Here is a 21,298-nt window from a genome sequence, read left to right on the forward strand (position 1 = left end):
TTAATCTAATCTTCTAATGCTTCTTCTAAAAAATGCAGAATAGTGCGCTTCGTTTTAAAGTAGTGACTTACAAAACTCGCCAAGGTCGCAACAATAGTGATATGTCCTGTTTTTGGAATCACCATGACATGACTATGATTACCCTTTTCTCTTAATGCTTTATCAAGATCAAAACTATTGTGATTACCCACCAACTGATCATTTTCAGCCATTAATAAATAATGCTTAATCTTATTCGGATTTACAAAATAATATGGCATCACTTGCTGATAAGGAATGTGTTGATCAAATGCATGTTCAGAAAGTGGATCATCTTTATAATCAAAGTGATAAGGCCCAGCTAAGCCAACGATTGCCTTAATATTATCTGTATATTTAAATGGCTGAGATTTTGCTGAATACACAACCGACATGACATTAAAAGCACCTGCCGAATGCCCCATCAAGATAATATTCTCAGTCGAAATATTAAGCTTTTTCTGATTTTGATTTAAATAATGTATCGCTTGGGATAAATCATCAATGAATGCAGGAAAAATATTTTCTGGTGCAAGTTGATAATTAATGACAGCAACATCAAAGCCTTCACGAGCGAATGACTCCCCAATAAACAAATAGTCTCTTTTATTGCCATGTTGCCATGAACCACCATGTACAAAAATAATCAGTGGTCTTTGCTTCTTCGGGTTCTTAGTACGATAAAGATCAAGACGATTTCTTGCTTTTAATCCATATGCAAGATGCTCTTCCTTTTCATAAGTATCTTTGGGTGTCAGATAATTGATTGAATAACTTGCTAAATCATACAGGCGAAATTCCTGATAGAAATTTTTCGCCCGTATAACATTTTCTTGTACTTGTTGAATAAGTTGCTTCATAAATTAAGGTGTGGTCGGAGTAATAGTCGCAGGTTCAGCCTGATCAGGATCAATCGCAACTGGAGTCTCAACTAAAGGTTGTGTCGATGCAGTTCCCACCATAGGTGTTGCAGCTGTCGAACTCGCCATAGTTCCAGAAGACTGATCAATGTTATCAATCAGTGTAACAATTTTACTCACATTACCAACTTTTTGTAAGACATCATCTAAATCTCTTATTTCAGCAGTATTTAGACGACCCATCACATAAAGCACGCCATTTTCAGTATGAACAAGCACTTTACTATCAGAAACAACGGGTGCTTTCATCAACAAACCGCGGGTATTCGCAGTCACTGTTGCATCTTGCATAATCGTGTTATAGCCAACTTTGTCGCCAACAGTGATGTAGTTATGGACTGCTTTGACATCACTCATCGCACGAACGTTATCTTCAGCTAACTGTTTTAAGTACGGATCAGGCACCTGACCTGTCAGCAACACATTGCTATGGAAACTTTCGATATTGATTCGAGATTGTTTAAAACGATGATCTAATTTATACAAATTAATGTTCGCAGTACGCTTAATCGAAGAGTCAATAAAAACCTGCCCTAAACTACGCTCTCCGCTGTTGGTTCCCACAGGAGAAGTCCCTGTACCACCTGAAATAAAACTCGCACATCCCGATAAACTTGCAGCGCAAAGTAACGTAATCGTTAAACGTTTCAACACTTGGCAAGACTCCCTATCTACAAACTTGTTCAATCTTGGGCATTTATCTTAAAAAAGTTCAGATATTGACTTCATCTAAAGTAAACGCATGTTCAATCCATTGCTGATCATACTTCAATTTTGAAAAGTCTGGTTGTACTGTTTTTGCAATTTTCTGTGGAAAATCAAAACAAATCACATCAAAACGGCAATCAAAATCATAATAATCAGGGTTTTCTTGTAAAAAGAGTTGTGCTGTTTTTATGATTTTACGTCTCTGAGAAGACGTTATCACCTCGCATGCCGCTGCATAACTTCCTGCTGACCTTGCCTTTACCTCAACAAAGATCAGTTCATTTTGTCGTTTTACAATTAAGTCAATTTCACCATATCGGGAATGATAATTTCGACTTATATATTCACATTGATGTGTTTGTAAAAAAGTCAGGGCACATTGTTCCGCCCATTGCCCTAGCTCGTTTTTCTTTTTCTGCATGAGGTTTTAACTTAGTTTGAGAGTCTGAATACCATTTTTCTGCTGTTGATAACATGCTGGCTGACGGCGTATTTTAGTATTGTTGATTTCTATTAGCCCTGTGCGACCTGAAAATGAAAAATGCTCATCATCTGAATGATTAAGGAATTGTTCCGTAATCGTCCACGCATCTCCACCAAATGCCAGTAGGCGCTGGAATGCCATATTTTCTGGTTGCTCTTTATATGCCTCGATCAAATCGGCCCATTGTCCATTATACAACGCTGGCGTATCGCAAAAACTCAAACCTAACGGGATTGACCGTCCTTGTTCAATGCTAATCGGGGTCGCGTAAATATTTCGCTCGGGTAATTGCCCTAACTGCTCTATCCAATTGTGATTGCCTAATAGCAGCAAACCTTCTTTTCTAGATAATTTTTTAGGTTGTTCATTGATAAACTCAATACCATCACCGAACTCTGTCATCAATGCCATCATAAAAAGTTCAGTTGCAGACTCTAAACCAGACTGACGTAAAACATATAATTTCTTAATTTTATCTTTCTTGAGCAATCGATTGAGCGTAGCCGCATCATCCTGTTTGGCTAAACTAAATTGCCACATATGATTAGCTTCTTTGTTAACATCATTGAGCGCCAAAACAGGAACTTTAGGACTCAATTCCATCATTTGTTCAATATGCGGTCTAGCCAATGGTCCAACAATTAATTTTGTCTTATTGTTTGTTTTTTTCTTGATAATGCTATCCATACTATTGGTTGTGGAATCAACAAAAATCAGCTTTTCTTTGCTACCAGATGCTGTATAAGCGCTCAAGAAACCACGTTTGATGCTGTCACCAGCTCGCGCCATTGCACCAGATTCGGGTAGAATCACCAAGACGTCCGCATAAGCTGGACTGATAGATGCTGCTAAACACAGTAGCAACCAATATTTTTTCAAGTACATTATGGAGTTACCTTATATGAGTGCTCAATTATTTGTTGTAGCAACCCCGATTGGGCACTTAGATGACATGACCTTTCGTGCAATTGATATTTTAAAGTCGGTTTCGGTAGTTGCCGCAGAAGACACTCGTCAGTCTGCTCAATTATTTAAGCACTATAATATCTCAACTCCGTTAACAGCGTGTCATGATCACAACGAAAGTAACAAAATTGATCAACTTCTCCAAAAAATGCTAAATGGTGAAAATGTTGCATTAATTAGTGATGCGGGTACACCGCTTATCAGCGATCCCGGTTTTAAGTTAGTTCGCGCAGCACAACAACATGGGATTCGAGTGATTCCTGTACCAGGCGCATGTGCTGCAATTGCTGCGTTAAGTGCTGTAGGTTTACCAAGTGATCGTTTTAGCTTTGAAGGCTTTTTACCATCTAAAGCATCTCAACGTATTGGCCAACTTGAAAAATTAAAAGATGAAACTCAAACGTTGATTTTCTACGAAGCACCGCATCGTATCTTGGCTTGTATTCAAGATATGGTTCAAGTCTTTGGTGAAGACCGTCCTGTTGGTTTTGCTCGTGAAATCACAAAGACCTTTGAAACCATCAAAAAAATGACGCTAAAAGAGTTAGTAACTTTTATTGAAAATGATCACAATCAAGAAAAAGGTGAAATTGTAGTTGTGGTTGGTGGTGCATCTGCTGAAAAAGACTTGGAGCAAGATAAGTTGGATGAATTGTTAAAACGCTTATTGCAAGATTTATCAGTAAAAGCTGCGTCGCAATTGGCTGCTGATTTGACAGGTATTAAAAAGAAAGTGGCGTATCAGCGTGCTTTGGAATTAACGCAAAACGATAATTAAAACACCATAAGAGACTCTTTAAATGGCAATAGAGTTTCCTCCAACCTTAGGCCCACACGAAGGTAGAGAACTTGAGTTACTACTTTCGAGTGAAAAGCCTATTGCCCTTTTTTATGAGGAAGTCCCAGATAAGCTCTTATTCCATTTAACTTCAGGCAATTTAAAAAAAATACTAAGACTTTTCCTATACAGCATGTTAATCAAACTATAACGCTTCGTTTAATTTATAAGAATGCTCCAAAATCTCATCTTAATGAATTGCTATCGATACTAGAGCAGTCTTTACTACAAAAAGGTTTTCAACCCACAATCGAACGCAGAATCGGTCAGTTATTGGGTTATAGAAAAATTGATATTGAATACTACCTAAATCATATCGCACGGAGACTCCAGTAATTTTTTCAACGTTGCTAAGCTTTTGACACAAGCTTACTTTGATCAATTTTTCTTTCAGCTCTCGCCTGTTTAATCACACTCAAACCTGAAGAAACACCCAAATAAGCAATAATAAAAGCAACCAATAAATCAGGGAACATTGTTCCAGTACCAAACACGCCAACGGCAGCAATAATGACTGCAATATTCGCAATCGCATCATTACGACTGCATAGCCACACCGAACGCATGTTTGAATCACCATCACGGAAAGCATAAAGCAACAATGCCACGCTGACATTTACAATCAATGCAAGAACTCCAATAGCTCCCATCAACATCGGTTCAGGTGTTAAACCTAACCACCATGACCAGATCACTTTTGCAATCACAAACACACCAAATGCGGTCATGGTAATTCCTTTTAGCAAAGCTGCTGTTGCTCTCCAATACAGCGTCATCGACAAAACAGCCAAAGAAATAGCATAGTTGGCTGCATCCCCAGCAAAATCGAGTGCATCTGCCCATAAGGATACTGACCGTGCATGAGATCCCCCGATCATTTCCACAAAGAACATTGCTGCATTAAGAACCAAAGCAATCCACAATGCCTTTCTAAATTTTGGACTAATCTTTTGTGTTGGTGCAGTCGTTGTATTACATCCGCATCCCGCCATGACTTTTCTCACATTATCTTTTATAGTCATTAAAAACCCTTGAGTAACTCCAGAGTCAAGTATGATTAATTTTACAATTGGGCAACTCGCTAAAAAATCAGGCGTTTCTGTTGATACCATTCGATATTATGAAAAAATTGGATTATTAGAAAAGGCAAAGCGAACAGAAGGAAATTATCGTTATTATTCCGAGCAAATGCTTTCAGAATTATTATTTCTAAAACATTGTCGTGAATTGGGCATTACTTTACAGGATATTCAAAAGCTCAAAGATTTAGCAGAAAACCCAAGTCAAACCTGTATTGAAGTCGATCAACTTGTTGATCAATATCTCAAAGACGTTGCTCAAAAAATTCAAAATCTTCAACATCTACAGCAAGACCTAACTCATCTTAAACAGCAATGTTCTCAACACAGAACGATTGAGCAATGTGGCATTCTCAAAGAATTACATCAACCACATGAATGTGAACATGAATCACATCAGCAAAAAAAAGCACCACAATCGTGATGCTTTTTTGATGTCTTTATTCGACATTTGGCTTAATCTTGATGTTCATCTGGTGGCACTTCGGTAATGCGTCCACCGCGCGCAAGAAATGCAGCCACTTCATCTTCTAAAGCTTGACGTTGTTTTTGCTTTGCAGTCACGGTTAATGTCTCAGCTTCAGCAAGATCAGCATCATTTGCACTAGATTCTTCATTATCTGCACCACTTTCGGCTGCTTTCGCCTCTTCGTCGTCTACAGCAGAATCTTCTGTATTTTCGTCGTAATCATTCATTTCCGTCATATTACTCTCCCCACAATGACTAAATTCTCATCATCGCTATTTGGTCATCAGAACTTGGTGAAATTTAGCAAGCTCTTCTCATTTCGCAAAGCATAATGTTTGTTAAATCGTATTTTTTACGACCAAATTCACTCTGATTTATAAATGATTGTTTAAAAAATATCTACTATTTTTTAGCAAGCGTAACGTGTCTGCTTCAATGCACCTAAGCCATTCGCCTGTTGCATAAAACGATCTTTAAACCAATCGAACTGTTCAACCTGTTTTAAGCCAAAATTTCTTGCCCATACAAATGGAAATAATTCCGAGCTTTCCAACCAACCAATCGCCGACATACTGTGCATCATCGCATCATTTTGACCTTTACGCTGATGCTCATAACGCAACAAAGTTTGCTCGTTAGCCCACACTCCACGTTGTAAATCGTGCAGTAACACATCACATAACACAGCAGCATCAAGACAACCAATATTCACACCCTGTCCAGCTAAAGGATGAATCACATGTGCAGCATCACCAATCAATGCCAAGCCTAATTTAATATAGCGTTGCGCCGCGCGTGCTTTAAGTGGAAATTGCGCTCTAGAGCGAACATCAACAACTTCACCTAACATTTGTAAGCTTTCCTGAGTGAGCAATCGCATAAAATCTTGATCAGTTAGTGCTGAATACTCATCAGCATAATCATCAGGTAAAGTCCAGACAATCGACTGCCAATAGCCATTTTCCTGTGCATCTAGACTCGCCATTGGTAAATACGCCAATGGGCCTGTAGGGAGGAAAATTTGACGAGCGACATATTGATTTGGTTTTGACGTTTTAATCGCGCAACTGATCGCAGCTTGTTTATAGTCCAACACATCGAGATCAATATAAGCCTGCTCACGTACAAATGAGTTTGCGCCATCCGCACCGATCAATAACTTGGTTTTAATAATTGTGCCATCAGCAAGTTGAATCGACCAACCTTGTGGAATCTGTTCGATCCGAATGACTTTGACTTGGGTGCGATAGTCTTTAAGTTGTTGCAGCATTTTTTGCTGAATCGCTACATTCAAAACACTTGGCTCGACCATTGAACCTAGAGCCTGATCTGATTGAGGTTGCTGTTCTGAGGCATGGCCAAAATTGATTTCACCATAACCATTCTTGTTCCAGACTTGCATACCTGAATAGGGTATTTGGCGGGCTAAATCATTCCAGACATCAACTGTTTTCAATAAATGAATGGTCGCCTGACTCAGTGCCAATACACGCGGATTCATCACAGCTAAAGTTTTCTCTTGATCTAACACAGGCGCAGCATCCAATACTGTCGCTTGAACGCCACCCTGAGCAAGCAGTAATGCCGTTAGACCACCGACCAAGCCACCACCAACGATCACAACATCTAACATTTCACTCATGCTTTTAGTCCCATCGCATAATTGGCAACCAAAGGCTTAATTCCAGGGATCACATCAAATGCAATCAACCCAGTATTTCGTAATAATTTTAGAATTGGATTCTGATTACTAAAACCACGTACCACAGAATCACAGAACTTAATCACACGTTGTTGATCAGTTAAACGTGCTTGTTCATAAGCGAGTAAATTATCTGGGTTGCCAATATCATCTGATTTCGCCAATTGCTCCATCAAATAACGCACCAATACATCTGCATCACGTAAGCATAAATTGAAGCCTTGCCCCGCAACTGGGTGAATGGTATGTGCTGCATTACCCATCAGTACCACACGTCCAACCGCCTGCTTATCTGCTAAAACTTGAGACAATGGATAGCTAAAGCGCTTGCCTGTTTTTTCAAACTTTCCTGCACGATCTCCATAAGTTTCCTGTAAAGCATCAAGGAAATGTTGATCATTTTCTTCACCTAACCACTCGGCTTCAGTGCCTTTTTTCACAGGCCACACCACTGAACGGCGGTATTCACCCGGCAACGGCAACAGTGCTAACGGTCCCAACGCACTAAAGCGCTCAAAACCAACGTGCTGATGGGGTTTAGAGGTTTGTACAGTAGTGACGATGGCGACTTGGTCATAATCATGCTCATCCACACCGACACCAATCGCTTGGCGACAGAATGAATCACGACCATCGGCAGCAATCACCAACTTGGATCTTAAGGAATGGATATATTCACCATTACGCATGGCTTCAATGTGTACAGCATCATCATCTTGTGTCAATGAGGTGACTTGTACGCCATCAATCAACTCAATCAGCGGTTGTTGGCGAACTTGAGTGAGCAAAACACGACCAAGCCAAGCATTTTCAATCACTTGACCAAAGCTTTCAACTTTTTCTTGCTCTGCGACAAGTCGTGCTTTACCAAAGCTACCCTGCTCTGTGATATGCACTTGTAAAATTGGGGTCGCATGTTGCTGTAAAGCATCCCACAAGCCTAATTTTTGGTAAATCTGTACACTACGGCGTGACAATGCGGTATTACGCGCATCAAAGCTAGAATGATAAGGCGCAACGTTTTCGTCATCGTAATTCGGATATTTCACAGCTTCTAATAGCTTTACTACGATATTAGATTTTGCCAACATTAGAGCAAGGCTGAGTCCAACCATACCTCCACCGACAATGATGACTTGTTGCTGCATAATATTATTCCTTATCAGTTTTTCATGACTTGATGTTTCGGGACTATCTTACTCTAACTCAAATCAGGATTGGAATTTGTACTTTGTTTGGTCTATGTTTTTAAAAGTTCTTGGAAAAATATTCAACCACCCATAACATTTGGTGATTTTTCTCATAAATCAAAACTTTCTGTTTTTTACGTCAAAATAAATTTTACTATATAAATTAATAACACATAATAACTTCAATGAAAAACCCTTCAATACCCACTTATGTTAAGCATTTAGCGATTATTACTATCGTTATAGCTAATCTATGTGTGTTTCCTATTTTTCTAATGACTATAGATAGATTTTTAAAAATCAAACAAAAAAAGAATATAATTTACTTTCATAAAGGGGAATAACATGCGATTTTTATTTTTTTTAATCATATCAATTTCAATTGTAGGCTGTAGCTCAACTCATTTAAAACCTACAAAAATGTATAGTGGTGAAATTAAGCCAAAAAATGAAATAGCTATGATTTATATCGACTGGATAGGAGCTGGCCATTATTTTAAGGCTGGTAGCGCAACAATATACGAAGTTAATGATCAAAAAGTGTCTAAAAATCAATCTTTTTTTGGAAGTAATCAGTTAATCAGTGTAAACCCTGAAGAAATAAATTTAACGGTACATTCACTAATTATAGGTAGTTTTTTAGATACATACAGAGGGTTTGAAGCTTGGAATGTCTATACTCCAGTTCCTCCTTTCAAAGCAGATGCAGGAAAAATATATATTTTATGCCCTCATGGAAAAATAAGTAAAGGACCCGAAGATATTAAATTTAATGTTCACATATACCCCTTTACAGAAAATGAAATTTTCCAAAACAAAGGTCTGCCAGATTTCACTGCACGCCCTTGTAAAAACAGTGAAGAATTAAAAAATACTTCCCACAATAAGTAAGGTCTATTTTATTAGACAGGATTAGCCAACAGTTCGACTAAACCTATCTAAGCTATTTTATTTGAATAAATATTGTCTATTTTATTTTGTTCCACCATTTACATGATGGAACAAAAATGATTTAAGCAACTATTTTGCTTAAATTAAAGCCATTAAACTTTCAATTTCTTCAACGGTTTTGATTACATTTTTCGTCAAAACCAATGGTCCATTTTCAGTGACAACAATATCGTCTTCTATACGAATGCCGATACCACGCCATTTCGCATCAACCGTTTCATCATCAGGCGCTACATATAAACCTGGCTCAACGGTGACTACCATTCCTGCTTCATAAGCACGCCAGTCTTCGCCCGTTTTATAAGCACCCACATCATGTACATCCATACCGAGCCAATGCCCTGTACCATGCATAAAGAATTGACGGAATGCTTCACTCTCAACCAATTCATCCACATTGCCACTCATTAAGCCAAGATCAACTAAACCTTGAGTTAAAATCTTGACAGCCACTTCATGTGGATATTTATAGTGATTGCCAATACGGGTTGCATCAATGGCAGCCAATTGAGCATCTAAAACAATATTATAAAGTGCTTTCTGCTCAGGACTAAACTTGCCATTTACAGGGAAAGTACGGGTAATATCCGATGCATAGAACTCATATTCACAAGCAGCATCAATCAAAACTAAATCGCCATTTTTTAAAGGCTTGTTATTTTCAACATAGTGCAAAATACAGGCATTTTCACCACCACCTACAATGCTATTATAAGCAGGTACACAACCATTTTTACCAAATATATAATTCAGTTCTGCTTCAAGCGCATATTCCATCATCTCTGGTTTTACGCTTTGCATTGCACGGGTATGCGCTTCTGCACTGATATTCGATGCAATCTGCATCAACTCAATTTCTTGTGCAGATTTTTTCAAACGCATCTCGTCAATAATACGATCCAACTGAACCACTTCTGCTGGCGCTGCACCACCACGGCGCTGTTGTGCATCCGCCTTTTGAATCCATTGGCTTACTCGCGCATCAAACTCTGAAGTTTGTCCGATACGATAATAAAGGCGTTGTTTGTTTAACAGCTTGTCGATAATTTCTTCATCAAGCAAATCAATTGCATAAGCTTCATCAGCATCATAGATTTCAATCGCACCATCAATCCCAGCACGATAGCCATTCCAGATTTCCATTTCACGGTTACGTTCACGGCAGAATAAGCTATAGCTATAATCTTCACCTTCTTCAAAGGTTTCAATGATCGCAACCACTTCTGGCTCTGCAAATCCAGTTAGATAATAAAAACTACTGTCCGCTCGATATTTATAATCAGCATCACGATTACGATACATTTCTGCTCGCGTCGCAATAATAGCGATACTGTTACTTCCTATTTTCTGTGCGAGAAGATCACGGCGTTGTTTGAAATCGGCTTGACTTAGTTTCATATTATCCTACAGCTAGAAAGTCCCTCTTTTATAAAGAGGGATTTAGGGAGATTTAAAACCGTCTTAACTCGGACGATGTGGTGTAAACATTTCTACGACCGTTTGGGGATCAACAGGCGCATCTTGATTTCTGCTTTTTGCATGAAAATTTTTCAACAAAGAACTTTCACTTACAGGAATCTTGGTACGACCAATTGACAAGCTCACAGGAATTAAACGAACAAACTCATACAATTCCTGATAGCTTTCTTCACCTTCTTCATCATTATCCGAGTCTTCAAACTCAACCGCTGCAACATCTTGTAAATGTTCAATCAGCTCTTGTTCTTCTCCACGAATATGACCAGAAGCCAAACCAAAACCAAGCACAACGCCTGCACACCAATCAGCTAATGCTTGAACACGATCTACAAGTAAATGGCTATCATCTGGAAGCATTGGCAAATAATCAAGTTCATCATCTGACAGAGCATGTGCCACGTCTTCAGCTTCGTCAGTTAAACTTTCGAGTGCTTCTGGTTGTAAAACAGGCACATTTAAGGTGTTTAAGATTTGTGACCATTCATCAGAGGTCGGTGCTTGTGTCACACAAACTATACCTGTTAGTAAACCATGTAACTCACTTGGACTTGAAATTTCTTCAATCCCATCAAAATGGGCATTCCATTCCGTCCAACCTGAAATATCGTCTTGCATTCGTTTATCCAATCTCTATACTGCTGTATATATTACCTTTGATTGCAACTCTGTGCGACCTTCGTTATGTTAGAACAATTACAGCGTCTACAAGCGCATATTGGTGTTTTAAAAACGCTCTTACACCATTTTGAGCGAGAAAATACATCGCTCACTGAGGCTAAACAATTAGCTGAAACTGATCATCATGCACAAATCGTGCAAAAAAATAGCATCATCACGCAAAAGCAGGAAGAAGTTGATAACTTAACTGAACAACTGACTCAGTTACAAGATCAATTTAAACAACTGAATACTGATGCGACAACTTTAGCTGAACGTTACAGCCGTTTAGAAAAAAGTACCACTGACCTTAAAAATCGTTTCCAAGAAATCTTGGCTGAGCGTAATGATTTACGTGTTAATAAAGAAAAATTACAAGCACAACAGAGACACAGTCAGCAAGAAATCCAAGACTTACAGCAGGATCGTGATCGATTATTGCAAAAGAATGAATTGGCAAAATCTAAAGTTGAAGCCATCATTCAACGTCTTGCCATTTTAGGCACCGCTCAAGATCAACACGCACAAGAAATTCAGCAACTTGCTCACCCGAATGCTGAAACACAAGAGGAGATTTGATCATGAGTGAAGCGATCGTTGTTGAGCTACGTTTAATAGAACAAACTTTTCGTCTCAATACAACTGAAGACAAGCGTGAAGAGTTAGAGCGTGCTGCAGAATTACTAAATCAGAAATTTCATGATATGCGTCGTAATGCACCGCGTGTTGAACACAACAAACTTGTGATCATGGTTGCTCTACAAATGGCTCAAGAAGTGTTCAGTTTGAATAAGTCTTTGCAAGAATATGCACACTGCGAACACCTACTTCAAACGATTTTGGAAGATATTGAACAAACTGTTGAGTAAAATTGCACAAAGCCCCATCAATTAGTAAGTATCTTTACAGATATGTAGCCTGCAAACATTGCCATCGTGTAAAGATCAGTTATACTAAAACTGTCTCTAGGGTGTTCGCCAGTACGTCTAGTCCCCTGCCGATACTTAAATTTATGGATGTGTTCTGTATATTTTGAGTGTATGCCTACCTTGAGTAGGAAACCCGTTAAATATGCGTCACCTCCACCTTGAACTCATCGGGTTCAGGGTAACGACCATGCAGCGGCATCTCTGGAGCAATTTATTTTCTATAATATTTAAAATAAAACGAATAACTTAGAATTACTTCCTTTTTAAATTAATACTTATCATCAAGTTAAAAAGATATCTTATTCATTTTCTACCGCTAAATATAACATGAGCAAAGCTATCTAGCTAAAGTTGTCATATTAATTCGCTATAATTTTATTAGTTTTTTTAAATAAATTTTAAATAAAATAAAAAGACAGAATGATTATTTTTCTAAACAATCATCCCATCTTTATAAGCATTTATATTAATCACTCATCTTTTAAAGCACACTCATAATTCGTAGGATCTTGCGAACAACGAATCTGTTTAAGTAGCTTCATCATATCGGGATCATAATAACCTTCTTTGGTCATTTGAATACGCGCCTCGCGCATTAAACGTACATAACCAGGCTTATCGCTTTCATTTAAAGTCATCCAATATTTATCAGGGATGCGACCTTCAAGCTTATCTACAAAGTTAAATGCTGGTGTTAATTGTTTTGAAATGATTTCACGCGCGATTGATCCCATACCAGCAGGAAATTTATTGCGATGCATAATCAAAGTTCCAGTGACCTGAATGACTGGAAACTTAATAATTCCACCAACAACTTTACCTGATTTGTCCGTCATACCCCGATGTAATTCCATTGGTTCAAATAGGATTGCTGGCGCAGCCATGATATCAACTTCTTTATTATTGAATTTTGGTCCGACAGTTAACAAATCCACTGCAACAGGCTGCGCCCCAACATTTTGAACCAGTTTCTTTTGAGTTTCATCGAATTGTAAAACTGCAATCTTTTTACCTGCTGCCTTTGCCAGTGTATTGATATTACGATCTCCAACCATAATATACGCACCACCTAATGGCACTACACCGACAACCTCAAAATCTTTATTAACCATTTTGTCATCAAACTTTGGGTTGGCTAAAGTTTGAATCACAGCAGTTAATTGTTTATAGGTTTGCACTGCACCAATTGCATCGATACTACCAACAAACTTATTAAACTGTTTCGCTCTTAAATTACTGATACCTGCGCCATCACAACGTTTGCTACGGAAGTCTTCAGTTAACACACTTTCATTGGTATAAACTTTTAAAGTCACCAAAGTAGACGCTGTTTTTTTGAGCTTTGGATAATCAAAACTTAAATTCATTTGAAGATTAGAGGGACGTGTCACATTCATATTCACGCCATATTGTTTTGCAATTCGCACAATACGAGGAATCTCTGTTAAATAGCTAGTCGCCTGCTCAAATGCCTCACCATGTTCACCATTTGGGGAATACACACATAATGTCACTTGCTTAGGAATTTGATCCCAAACCTTAGGATCATTAAGCAGTTTTTTGATTTTATTCTGCGAATAGGTAGAAAGGGTTAAATCTAATTTTTCTGCGGGTGCTGCATGCCCAACATTCATTACCATTAAACTTAATGCAATCACACAAGAAGTCACTAAAGGTTTAATCAACCTTGTAAATTTATTATTTTTCATTTGCCATTCCATCCTTAGCTATTTCCCAATAGTTTTTATTCACGTTAAGGATAAAGCATAAAAATAGAATTGACTGGTTTCATTTTGATGATGTCAATTGAGTCAAAATAAACGTGGCTCTACTCTCAATTTATGAGAATAGAGCTAAAATAAAAGGGATTATGATTTATTCAATCGCAACGCATTGACCACTACAGATAGCGAACTTAGTGACATTGCAACAGCAGCGAACATTGGCGTAAGTAATAAACCAGTGAGTGGATAGAACAAACCAGCTGCAACTGGCACACCTAGTCCATTATAAATAAAGGAGAATGCAAGGTTCTGCTTCATGTTTTTCACACCAAGTTTTGCCATATGTACAGCATGTGCTACGCCTTGTATGTCCCCTTTCACCAACGTCACTTGTGCAGTTTGTTTGGCAATATCTGTTCCTGTACCCATAGCAATGCCGACATTGGCCTGTGCCAGTGCAGGCGCATCATTAATACCATCACCCGCCATTGCAACCACTTTACCTTGTGACTGTGCTTGCTTCACAATTTCAAGCTTCTGCTTCGGATCACAATTGCCAAATACCTGTTGAATACCCAGTGCAGCTGCAACCATCTGTGCATTTTTTTCATGGTCACCTGTCGCCATGATCACTTCGATCCCATCTGCATGAAGTTGATCAATCACAGCTTTGGCATTTTCCTTAATCGCATCATGAATCGAAACATAAGCAATCAATTCTTGTTCAGACATTAGGAAACTGATGACATCACCTTGAGATCGTTTTTGGTCTAATTCTTGGATCAACATTTCGCTACTAAACGTTAAACCGAGCTGTTCAACTAATTTTTGGCTACCTATATAAAGCGCCTTACCTTCTATAGTGCCTTTTACACCAAAGCCCGTAACATCTTCAAAATCAGAAACATTCAACAATTGATCTGAATCAACAAGTTTGGTGAGCGTCTGGGCAATTGGATGAGTCGAATATTGTTCGATTGATGCAATCCACAACTCGATCTGACTTTGGCTATACACATTTGATAGCGGTTGAATCTCTTTTAAACTTGGCTTGCCCTCAGTCAATGTTCCTGTTTTATCAATGATTAAGGTATTCACCTTGCTCAAAGATTCAATTGCTTCTGCATCTTTAAATAGTACCCCTTTCTGTGCGGCACGACCCGTTGTCGCCATCACAGACATTGGTGTTGCCAAGCCCAAAGCACACGGACAAGCAATAATCAGTACAGCAACAGCACACATCAATGCCAAATCAAATTGGGCTTTGCCGAACACCATCCAAACGATAAAAGTCAACACACTAATACTTAATACAGCGATCACAAAATACTTCGCCACAACATCGGCAATACGCTGTAAAGGCGCTTTGGAGCGTTGCGCATCCGCTACCGTCTGAATCATTTTGGCGAGCGTTGTATTGGTTCCAATTGCCGTAGTTTTAATACGAATCGAACCTTGTTGATTAATCGTACCGCCAATCACTTGATCGTCCTTTTCCTTTTTTACTGGAACAGGTTCACCCGTCATCATCGACTCATCGACATAGGTTTTGCCATCAACCACAAGACCATCCAATGGAACCTGCTCCCCAGAAGAAATCTGTAAAATATCGCCTTGTTTAATCATGGCAATATCGACTTCTTTGACTTGATCATTTTGAACAAGTTTGGCTTTGGCTGGTTGTAAGCGTAACAATGCTTTTAATGAGTTTGCAGTTTGTGAACGCGCTTTAAGCTCTAGAATTTGCCCAAGTAAACTCAATGAAACGATCATACAGGCTGCTTCATAATAAACAGCGACACCATGTCCAGTTTTCGCTTCAACTGGAATGAGTGATGGGAAAATCGTTGCAACCACACTATAAATAAATGCTGCGAGTACACCGACACCAATCAAACTCCACATATTGAGATGTCCAGTTTTATAAGACACCAAGCAGCGCTGTAAAATTGGATAACCTGCCCATAACACCACAGGCAAACTTAAAATCAATTCAATCCATGGTTGAATATGTGGAGAAATAAAAGCATGAATATGCGAACCCATTGCCAAGATCATCACCAACAAACTAAGTGGCAATGTCGTCCAAAAGCGCTTACTAAAATCAACTAATTCAGGATTCGGCCCTTCATCTAAAGTAGGTTGCATTGGCTCAAGCGCCATACCACAAATTGGGCACGTACCAGGCCCCTTCTGCACAATTTCAGGGTCCATTGGACAGGTATAATCCATATCCATTGCACCTTCAGGTACAGGACGCTGATCAGGTGGAATAAGATAAAACTCAGGATCAATCTTGAATTTATCCAAACAAGATGGATTACAGAAATAATAAGTTTTATCCTGATACGTTGTTTTTAGATCAGTCGTGGTTTTAACTGACATCCCACAAACTGGATCAATCTCTGTATCTCCATCAACAACTTGATGTATATGCCCGCCACCACAACAGCTAGATTTTTTTACTTCAGGTTGCGCTATTTGTGGCTTTTTTTCACCTCCGCAACACGAACTTTTCTTTTCCTCAGTTGGCTTTGGTTCACAACAAGAAGATTTTTCCACAGATGCAACAACAGGCTGTTCTTTTGACGTTCCGCAGCAACTTGATTGTTTCTGCGGCTTTTCCTCAGCACAGCAAGAAAATGACGTTTTGTCAGTTTGATTTGCTTTTAAATAAGCATCTGGCTGCGCACTAAATTTCTGTTGACAACTTGCTGAGCAAAATAGATATCGGATATCTTGGTAGTCAAAATAATACGCTGATGTTTCAGCAACTTGCATACCACATACTGGATCAATATATTCATACACAATTGCTGCTTTTTTGCCAGAGCAACATGATGACGTTTTTTGATGTTCCACAACAACACCTATCTTTTCTTTTTGGATAGGTTTAGCATAAAGTCTGTACCTAGGTACAGAGTCAAGCATTATTTTGGCAATTGATGAGGCACAAACACATGAATCTTACTATTGGAAAATTGGCAAAATCCTGCAATATCAATGTTGAGACCATTCGTTATTATCAGCGGATTGGCTTAATGAGAATTCCTGAAAGCACCCAAAGTTATCGCTATTATCATCAACAAGATTTGGAAACATTAAGCTTTATTCAAAAAGCCAAAGATGCTGGATTACAACTGAATGAAATTAAGGAGTTATTAACCTTAAATTTAGAAGATCGAGTAGAAGTACGTCATGTCATCGAACAGCGATTAAATAAAATCGATGAACGTATTCAAGAGTTACAAGGACTCAAACTACGTCTTTCAACATGGTTAGATGAGTGTAAAACCACTGAAAATGAATGTTGCCCGATTCTGATGGAGTTAAAGCAGCAAGCAACTACGAGCACCTAAGTTTTTTGAATTGAGGTGCTCTTGATATAACAAAATATATTTAAATAAAAGACCAAACGATATTTTCATCTTGGCGTTTTAAAAGAAAGCTCGTCTGCTGATCATCCTCTACAACAATATGATGATTTGAAAACATCTTTACTTTGAGCAAAGTATTATTTTCATAAACCAAATCGTTTTTACCCTCTTTAGTTAAGACAAGCATTTGATCCAATACAACTAAGTTTTTTGAGTCCAACATATCTTTCCCCTTGAAAGCCTCTATAAAAATGAAGCATCGTTAATCAGCTTTTGGAGTCGAGAGAAATGATTCATTCACTCTACTGATGAGATACTTTCTTTAATTATTCAAATACATGAAATTGACATCGAAACATGCTATTTCATAAAAGCGGATTTTAGTTTAATTTTTAATCTAAAACATCATTATTGTCTAACAGTTCACATATTTTTAAAATTAGCCGACAAAATGCAATTAAATTTAAAATGTTGTTCTCAAAAGAAAACCGCATGAGATTTAGATATAAAAAAGGCTACCTCACGGTAGCCTTTTTCAAGACAAGTAAATTACCAACTGACATTCACACGACGATTTGGAGCTAAACAACCAACAAGACGGTTATTAGTTTTGTTACCAGCACATTGTTGGTATAAATCAGTTTGGCTATTGGCTTGGATCTGAATGCGATTGACATCAATGCCTTCATTTACCAAAAGCTTTGCTACTGTATTCGCTCGCTGTGCTGAAAGTTGATGGTTGTATGAAAATTTACCTAATGGATCAGCAAAACCTGCAACGGTAATCGGACCTGTTGAATTGCTTTGCTTAATTCGCTCAGCAATTGCTGCCACAGAACTTGAACTTTGTTCGATTGCATTTGCATTTGAACGATCAAATGCAAAGAATACGCTTCCTGATCTTGCTCCAGCTAAATTCGCATCATTTGGTACTTGATTGTTTGCACCCCACGCCATTAAACCCTCACAAGCCTCTCCTTTCCAGGATAAGCGCTCAGATAGATTTTTTTTGTCAAAGTCTACGCGTAACTGGCAACGTAAATAATCTTGGCTATTCGGCTGGCGAATATCTAACACATAGTTCCACGTTTTTACAAAAAATACCCCTTCGCTAAATTGAGGATTACCCAAAATATATCGAATTTGGTCTTTAGTTAAACCTGTATCTAAACGTGCAACATTGTCATATTCATAACGCTGTACTTGTTTTAGATAGCTTTTTTCAACCGTAGGAAATTTAATTTCCTCTTGCTGAACAACCACTTCATCATCTGCAATTGCAGTGATTGCTATCGTAGAAACCATCCCAAATACTAATGCTTTTATCATATTTTTCATTTTTTACTCTCTTAATCTGTTGGAAGCTAGGAGAGTCAGCTGACTCTCCTCGACAATGAATTAGTCGATTACACCGCTGATACCAATACGTACACTTGGATCACCTTGTGATGCCGCAGCAACACCACCAGTAATAGACCAACGTCCATTGTCAGCAGTTTTACGTAAGGTCACACCCACTGCATTTTCACCACCATGATAAGAAGCACCTGCTGCATACGTATATTTACCTGGTACAAATGGTGCTGCCTCTAAAGCCATTGCCGCCGCAATACCCGCATTCGCACGTTTTTCTACATCATCAATACGTTGGTTTGTTGAGTAGAACGCTTGCTCTAGACGATTACTTACATTGTCAATTTTGGTATTCAATGCTTGATCTGCTTTATTTAAAGCATCTACTGCACCACCAACATTGTTGTAATCTTTACCACCTACGTTATATGTAGGATTAGTAAAGCTTTGCGTAATATTGTCATACCCAGCTCCACCACCAAGATACTCAGCAATTTTTTGGTTCGTTGTATTCAACTGTGAACCATTTACCGCATCTTTAGAATCTGCTTTGATTGCACCATCTTTAACGCCAGTTACAACACGATCACCATCTTTACCTGCAACATTTACTGTAGTACCACCAGTATCTTTACCAACTGTGATTTCACCATTTGGTGTTTGTTGTTGAACAAGACCTGATTTACCACTGTTGATATTGTCGATATTGGTTTGGATGTTAGAAATATCACTTGTGTTTTGGTTCACTTGTTGTTGAACATTCCACAACTGACCGCCATTCACCGCATCTTTTGAGCCTTGAGCAACTTCACCATCTTTTACATTACTGATGGTTGTGCCATTAGCACCACCTAATGTGATTTTGTCTTTAGTTGCGTCATCGTATTTAACCGCATTATTCGCAAGCTCATTAACATTGTTATTTACATTGCTAATCGCTGTGTCTAATTGACCTTTATTCACAGCATCTGTAGCACTCGTACCTGCTGCCACATTGGTAATTTGTTTATTACCTGCATTGATTCCTTGTGTTGTTACACTCGGGCCGCCTGCAATCACTAAACCAGTGTTGTTTAATACAACAGCATTATTACCAATGTTAATGCCTGAATTGTTCAGAACAGTATCACCTGTTGTAATAGAATCGACTGTTAAGTCCTTAGCAGTTGAAACTTCATAGTTATCTGAACCATCTGCATTTTTCGTCTTATTCACAACAATGTTTTCACCGTTTGACACTGTTGTTTTAGACGTGGTTGCAGCATTTCCAATTGCTTGATCAAGTGCTGTTAATGCATCACCAACGTTAGTTTGAGTACCTTGAGCCACATTATAAGTTGGACCTGTGATCGTACCATCAGCATTTACCTTCGCATTACCACCAAGGCTGTCTACAAGTGCAGTTTGTGTTTCAACCACTTGATTACCGACAGCTTTCAATTGAGCAACGTTAACTGCATCTGCATCGGCTGTACCGGCTGCAACGCCAGTAATTTGACGGTAGATACCATTTGCAGCATCACCAACTGCGACTGCACCAGTTGTAGATGTAGTTTTGCTAATTGCAGTTTTGTCAGCTGTAGTTGCTGCTGATAATGCATAACCTGCAACACCAGCACCTGTAGTCGCTGCCGAACCCGTACCTAAAACAACTGAACCAGCAACTGTTTGAGTTACATTGTTTCCAAGTACAAAGGTATCGTCTGTCAATACTTGGTTGTTGTTACCCACAGAGTAACTGTTGCTGCCATCAACAATCGTTGGGTCACCAATTGCTCCCGAATGATCGCCATTCACTTTGTTGCCAGTACCGATGCTGATAGATTGAGTACCTAATGCTTCTGCACCGTTACCAATCGCAATTGACTGAGCGCCACCAACTTTTGTGTTGTGACCTAGTGCAACAGAACTATCTGCACCTGCTTCAACGATCGCGTTGACACCAATTGCAGTTGAGTTCAATCCACCTGCACTTGAGTCATTTGTCGTACCTAAATCACCTTTAGAAGTGTCTGCATTGGTATGGAAGAATTTCACACCTTCTGTATTCATCTTCTGAACAGTCTGAGCAATCGTCAAACGATCAGTCGTTTCTTGACCTTGCTTATCATAAGTAAGGAACAATGAGTCCTGATTTTTATTGTCTGGTTGAGTATTTACAACCTGATCAATAATGTTGACTTTATTACCATTACCATCAACAACCTCTGTAATGTTGTTGCTGATCACTTGTTGTAATTGTTCTTCAGTCGCTGCACGACCTTGAGTTGCAAAATCAGCAGCCGTTAAGTCTTTATTACTTAAGCCTTTGATCGTATTTGTCGTACTATCGATTGCAACATTTCCAACCGCTAATTGACCAGTTGTTACGCTATCCAAAGTCAGGTCTTTACTTAAAGCAAATGCAACATTATTACCTGTCTTAGTTGCTGTTAAATTGCTATCTGTTGGATC

The 21,298-nt window shown here is 38.7% G+C and carries 21 protein-coding genes and 1 other RNA gene; 7 read left to right on the forward strand and 15 right to left on the reverse strand.

Annotation, left to right across the window (positions count from 1 at the left end; genetic code table 11):
* Positions 1 to 5: 5 nt before the first annotated feature.
* The 4 genes from F959_RS12810 to F959_RS12825 are packed head-to-tail and all read right to left on the reverse strand — an operon-like array spanning position 6 to position 3,015.
* Positions 6 to 878 (reverse strand): alpha/beta hydrolase, encoded by an 873-nt coding sequence (locus F959_RS12810; RefSeq protein ID WP_004880812.1) that lies wholly within the window; start codon positions 876 to 878, stop codon positions 6 to 8.
* A gap of 3 nt (positions 879 to 881) precedes the next feature.
* Complete coding sequence (locus F959_RS12815) at positions 882 to 1,592, reverse strand: BON domain-containing protein (protein WP_004880814.1); 711 nt, start codon at positions 1,590 to 1,592, stop codon at positions 882 to 884.
* 58 nt (positions 1,593 to 1,650) lie between these two features.
* On the reverse strand, positions 1,651 to 2,067 hold the full coding sequence (locus tag F959_RS12820; RefSeq protein WP_004880815.1) for a YraN family protein: 417 nt from the start codon (positions 2,065 to 2,067) through the stop codon (positions 1,651 to 1,653).
* 6 nt (positions 2,068 to 2,073) lie between these two features.
* Positions 2,074 to 3,015, reverse strand: coding sequence for a penicillin-binding protein activator (locus tag F959_RS12825; protein ID WP_004880817.1), 942 nt, complete (start codon positions 3,013 to 3,015; stop codon positions 2,074 to 2,076).
* Positions 3,016 to 3,031: 16 nt separating this feature from the next.
* Between F959_RS12825 and rsmI the strand changes: the two genes are divergently transcribed.
* On the forward strand, positions 3,032 to 3,874 hold the full coding sequence (gene rsmI, locus F959_RS12830; protein WP_004880821.1) for a 16S rRNA (cytidine(1402)-2'-O)-methyltransferase: 843 nt from the start codon (positions 3,032 to 3,034) through the stop codon (positions 3,872 to 3,874).
* A 410-nt stretch (positions 3,875 to 4,284) separates the two neighbouring features.
* On the opposite strand, the gene F959_RS12840 is transcribed toward rsmI, so the two are convergent.
* Positions 4,285 to 4,926, reverse strand: coding sequence for a cation efflux transmembrane domain-containing protein (locus F959_RS12840; RefSeq protein ID WP_017196954.1), 642 nt, complete (start codon positions 4,924 to 4,926; stop codon positions 4,285 to 4,287).
* A gap of 61 nt (positions 4,927 to 4,987) precedes the next feature.
* Here F959_RS12840 and F959_RS12845 point away from each other — a divergent pair, with 61 nt between their 5' ends.
* Positions 4,988 to 5,437: a MerR family transcriptional regulator gene (locus F959_RS12845; RefSeq protein ID WP_004880828.1), complete on the forward strand. Its 450-nt coding sequence runs from the start codon at positions 4,988 to 4,990 to the stop codon at positions 5,435 to 5,437.
* A 32-nt stretch (positions 5,438 to 5,469) separates the two neighbouring features.
* On the opposite strand, the gene F959_RS12850 is transcribed toward F959_RS12845, so the two are convergent.
* The 3 genes from F959_RS12850 to ubiH form a co-directional block, all read right to left on the reverse strand.
* Positions 5,470 to 5,718 (reverse strand): hypothetical protein, encoded by a 249-nt coding sequence (locus F959_RS12850; protein WP_004880831.1) that lies wholly within the window; start codon positions 5,716 to 5,718, stop codon positions 5,470 to 5,472.
* 173 nt (positions 5,719 to 5,891) lie between these two features.
* Positions 5,892 to 7,124 carry an FAD-dependent monooxygenase gene (locus tag F959_RS12855; RefSeq protein ID WP_004880833.1) on the reverse strand — a complete coding sequence of 411 codons (1,233 nt, stop codon included), beginning with the start codon at positions 7,122 to 7,124 and terminating at the stop codon, positions 5,892 to 5,894.
* Positions 7,121 to 8,332 carry a 2-octaprenyl-6-methoxyphenyl hydroxylase gene (gene ubiH, locus F959_RS12860; RefSeq protein WP_004880835.1) on the reverse strand — a complete coding sequence of 404 codons (1,212 nt, stop codon included), beginning with the start codon at positions 8,330 to 8,332 and terminating at the stop codon, positions 7,121 to 7,123. Before ubiH ends, F959_RS12855 begins: the two co-directional genes overlap by 4 nt.
* A gap of 387 nt (positions 8,333 to 8,719) precedes the next feature.
* Between ubiH and F959_RS12865 the strand changes: the two genes are divergently transcribed.
* A complete protein-coding gene (locus F959_RS12865) occupies positions 8,720 to 9,265 on the forward strand; it encodes a hypothetical protein (protein ID WP_004880836.1) in 546 nt (181 codons plus the stop codon).
* A gap of 138 nt (positions 9,266 to 9,403) precedes the next feature.
* Here F959_RS12865 and F959_RS12870 read toward each other — a convergent pair whose 3' ends face one another.
* Both F959_RS12870 and F959_RS12875 read right to left on the reverse strand, forming a co-directional pair.
* Positions 9,404 to 10,723, reverse strand: a complete 1,320-nt coding sequence (locus F959_RS12870; protein ID WP_004880839.1) for an aminopeptidase P N-terminal domain-containing protein — start codon at positions 10,721 to 10,723, stop codon at positions 9,404 to 9,406.
* A 63-nt stretch (positions 10,724 to 10,786) separates the two neighbouring features.
* Positions 10,787 to 11,419 carry a UPF0149 family protein gene (locus tag F959_RS12875; protein ID WP_004880840.1) on the reverse strand — a complete coding sequence of 211 codons (633 nt, stop codon included), beginning with the start codon at positions 11,417 to 11,419 and terminating at the stop codon, positions 10,787 to 10,789.
* 66 nt (positions 11,420 to 11,485) lie between these two features.
* Between F959_RS12875 and F959_RS12880 the strand changes: the two genes are divergently transcribed.
* The 3 genes from F959_RS12880 to ssrS all read left to right on the forward strand — a co-directional run bounded on the left by F959_RS12880 (position 11,486) and on the right by ssrS (position 12,602).
* The gene (locus tag F959_RS12880) at positions 11,486 to 12,040 is read left to right on the forward strand and encodes a hypothetical protein (protein ID WP_004880842.1); all 555 of its coding nucleotides are present in this window, start codon (positions 11,486 to 11,488) and stop codon (positions 12,038 to 12,040) included.
* Positions 12,041 to 12,042: 2 nt separating this feature from the next.
* The gene (locus F959_RS12885; RefSeq protein ID WP_004880847.1) at positions 12,043 to 12,330 is read left to right on the forward strand and encodes a cell division protein ZapA; all 288 of its coding nucleotides are present in this window, start codon (positions 12,043 to 12,045) and stop codon (positions 12,328 to 12,330) included.
* A gap of 90 nt (positions 12,331 to 12,420) precedes the next feature.
* A non-coding RNA gene (ssrS, locus tag F959_RS16580) (6S RNA) lies at positions 12,421 to 12,602 on the forward strand.
* A gap of 258 nt (positions 12,603 to 12,860) precedes the next feature.
* Here ssrS and F959_RS12890 read toward each other — a convergent pair.
* Both F959_RS12890 and F959_RS12895 read right to left on the reverse strand, forming a co-directional pair.
* A complete protein-coding gene (locus tag F959_RS12890) occupies positions 12,861 to 14,099 on the reverse strand; it encodes a putative solute-binding protein (protein ID WP_004880849.1) in 1,239 nt (412 codons plus the stop codon).
* Positions 14,100 to 14,258: 159 nt separating this feature from the next.
* Positions 14,259 to 16,976 (reverse strand): heavy metal translocating P-type ATPase, encoded by a 2,718-nt coding sequence (locus F959_RS12895; RefSeq protein WP_017196952.1) that lies wholly within the window; start codon positions 16,974 to 16,976, stop codon positions 14,259 to 14,261.
* A 98-nt stretch (positions 16,977 to 17,074) separates the two neighbouring features.
* Between F959_RS12895 and F959_RS12900 the strand changes: the two genes are divergently transcribed.
* Positions 17,075 to 17,473, forward strand: coding sequence for a MerR family transcriptional regulator (locus F959_RS12900; RefSeq protein ID WP_004880851.1), 399 nt, complete (start codon positions 17,075 to 17,077; stop codon positions 17,471 to 17,473).
* Between the two features lie 40 nt (positions 17,474 to 17,513).
* On the opposite strand, the gene F959_RS12905 is transcribed toward F959_RS12900, so the two are convergent.
* The 3 genes from F959_RS12905 to F959_RS12915 form a co-directional block, all read right to left on the reverse strand.
* On the reverse strand, positions 17,514 to 17,714 hold the full coding sequence (locus F959_RS12905; protein WP_004880852.1) for a hypothetical protein: 201 nt from the start codon (positions 17,712 to 17,714) through the stop codon (positions 17,514 to 17,516).
* A gap of 326 nt (positions 17,715 to 18,040) precedes the next feature.
* Entirely contained in the window at positions 18,041 to 18,829 is a 789-nt protein-coding gene (tpgA, locus tag F959_RS12910) for a trimeric autotransporter adhesin/peptidogylcan-associated protein TpgA (RefSeq protein WP_004880853.1), read from the reverse strand.
* A gap of 60 nt (positions 18,830 to 18,889) precedes the next feature.
* A partial coding sequence (locus F959_RS12915; RefSeq protein ID WP_004880854.1) for a YadA-like family protein occupies positions 18,890 to 21,298 on the reverse strand: 2,409 nt, incomplete at its 5' end.

This window comes from Acinetobacter venetianus RAG-1 = CIP 110063 (assembly GCF_000368585.1).
Classification (GTDB): Bacteria; Pseudomonadota; Gammaproteobacteria; order Pseudomonadales; family Moraxellaceae; genus Acinetobacter; species Acinetobacter venetianus.

What these genes read in the sequence shown, in the direction of transcription:
- F959_RS12880 (WP_004880842.1), top strand. Translation starts at nt 11,486, where the DNA reads ATGTTAGAACAATTACAGCGTCTACAAGCGCATATTGGTGTTTTAAAA.
- F959_RS12885 (WP_004880847.1), top strand. Translation starts at nt 12,043, where the DNA reads ATGAGTGAAGCGATCGTTGTTGAGCTACGTTTAATAGAACAAACTTTT.
- rsmI (WP_004880821.1), top strand. Translation starts at nt 3,032, where the DNA reads ATGAGTGCTCAATTATTTGTTGTAGCAACCCCGATTGGGCACTTAGAT.
- ubiH (WP_004880835.1), bottom strand. Translation starts at nt 8,332, where the DNA reads ATGCAGCAACAAGTCATCATTGTCGGTGGAGGTATGGTTGGACTCAGC.
- F959_RS12845 (WP_004880828.1), top strand. Translation starts at nt 4,988, where the DNA reads ATGATTAATTTTACAATTGGGCAACTCGCTAAAAAATCAGGCGTTTCT.
- F959_RS12850 (WP_004880831.1), bottom strand. Translation starts at nt 5,718, where the DNA reads ATGACGGAAATGAATGATTACGACGAAAATACAGAAGATTCTGCTGTA.
- F959_RS12870 (WP_004880839.1), bottom strand. Translation starts at nt 10,723, where the DNA reads ATGAAACTAAGTCAAGCCGATTTCAAACAACGCCGTGATCTTCTCGCA.
- tpgA (WP_004880853.1), bottom strand. Translation starts at nt 18,829, where the DNA reads ATGAAAAATATGATAAAAGCATTAGTATTTGGGATGGTTTCTACGATA.
- F959_RS12810 (WP_004880812.1), bottom strand. Translation starts at nt 878, where the DNA reads ATGAAGCAACTTATTCAACAAGTACAAGAAAATGTTATACGGGCGAAA.
- F959_RS12840 (WP_017196954.1), bottom strand. Translation starts at nt 4,926, where the DNA reads ATGGCGGGATGCGGATGTAATACAACGACTGCACCAACACAAAAGATT.
- F959_RS12865 (WP_004880836.1), top strand. Translation starts at nt 8,720, where the DNA reads ATGCGATTTTTATTTTTTTTAATCATATCAATTTCAATTGTAGGCTGT.
- F959_RS12875 (WP_004880840.1), bottom strand. Translation starts at nt 11,419, where the DNA reads ATGCAAGACGATATTTCAGGTTGGACGGAATGGAATGCCCATTTTGAT.
- F959_RS12900 (WP_004880851.1), top strand. Translation starts at nt 17,075, where the DNA reads ATGAATCTTACTATTGGAAAATTGGCAAAATCCTGCAATATCAATGTT.
- F959_RS12905 (WP_004880852.1), bottom strand. Translation starts at nt 17,714, where the DNA reads ATGTTGGACTCAAAAAACTTAGTTGTATTGGATCAAATGCTTGTCTTA.
- F959_RS12855 (WP_004880833.1), bottom strand. Translation starts at nt 7,124, where the DNA reads ATGAGTGAAATGTTAGATGTTGTGATCGTTGGTGGTGGCTTGGTCGGT.
- F959_RS12825 (WP_004880817.1), bottom strand. Translation starts at nt 3,015, where the DNA reads ATGTACTTGAAAAAATATTGGTTGCTACTGTGTTTAGCAGCATCTATC.
- F959_RS12890 (WP_004880849.1), bottom strand. Translation starts at nt 14,099, where the DNA reads ATGAAAAATAATAAATTTACAAGGTTGATTAAACCTTTAGTGACTTCT.
- F959_RS12820 (WP_004880815.1), bottom strand. Translation starts at nt 2,067, where the DNA reads ATGCAGAAAAAGAAAAACGAGCTAGGGCAATGGGCGGAACAATGTGCC.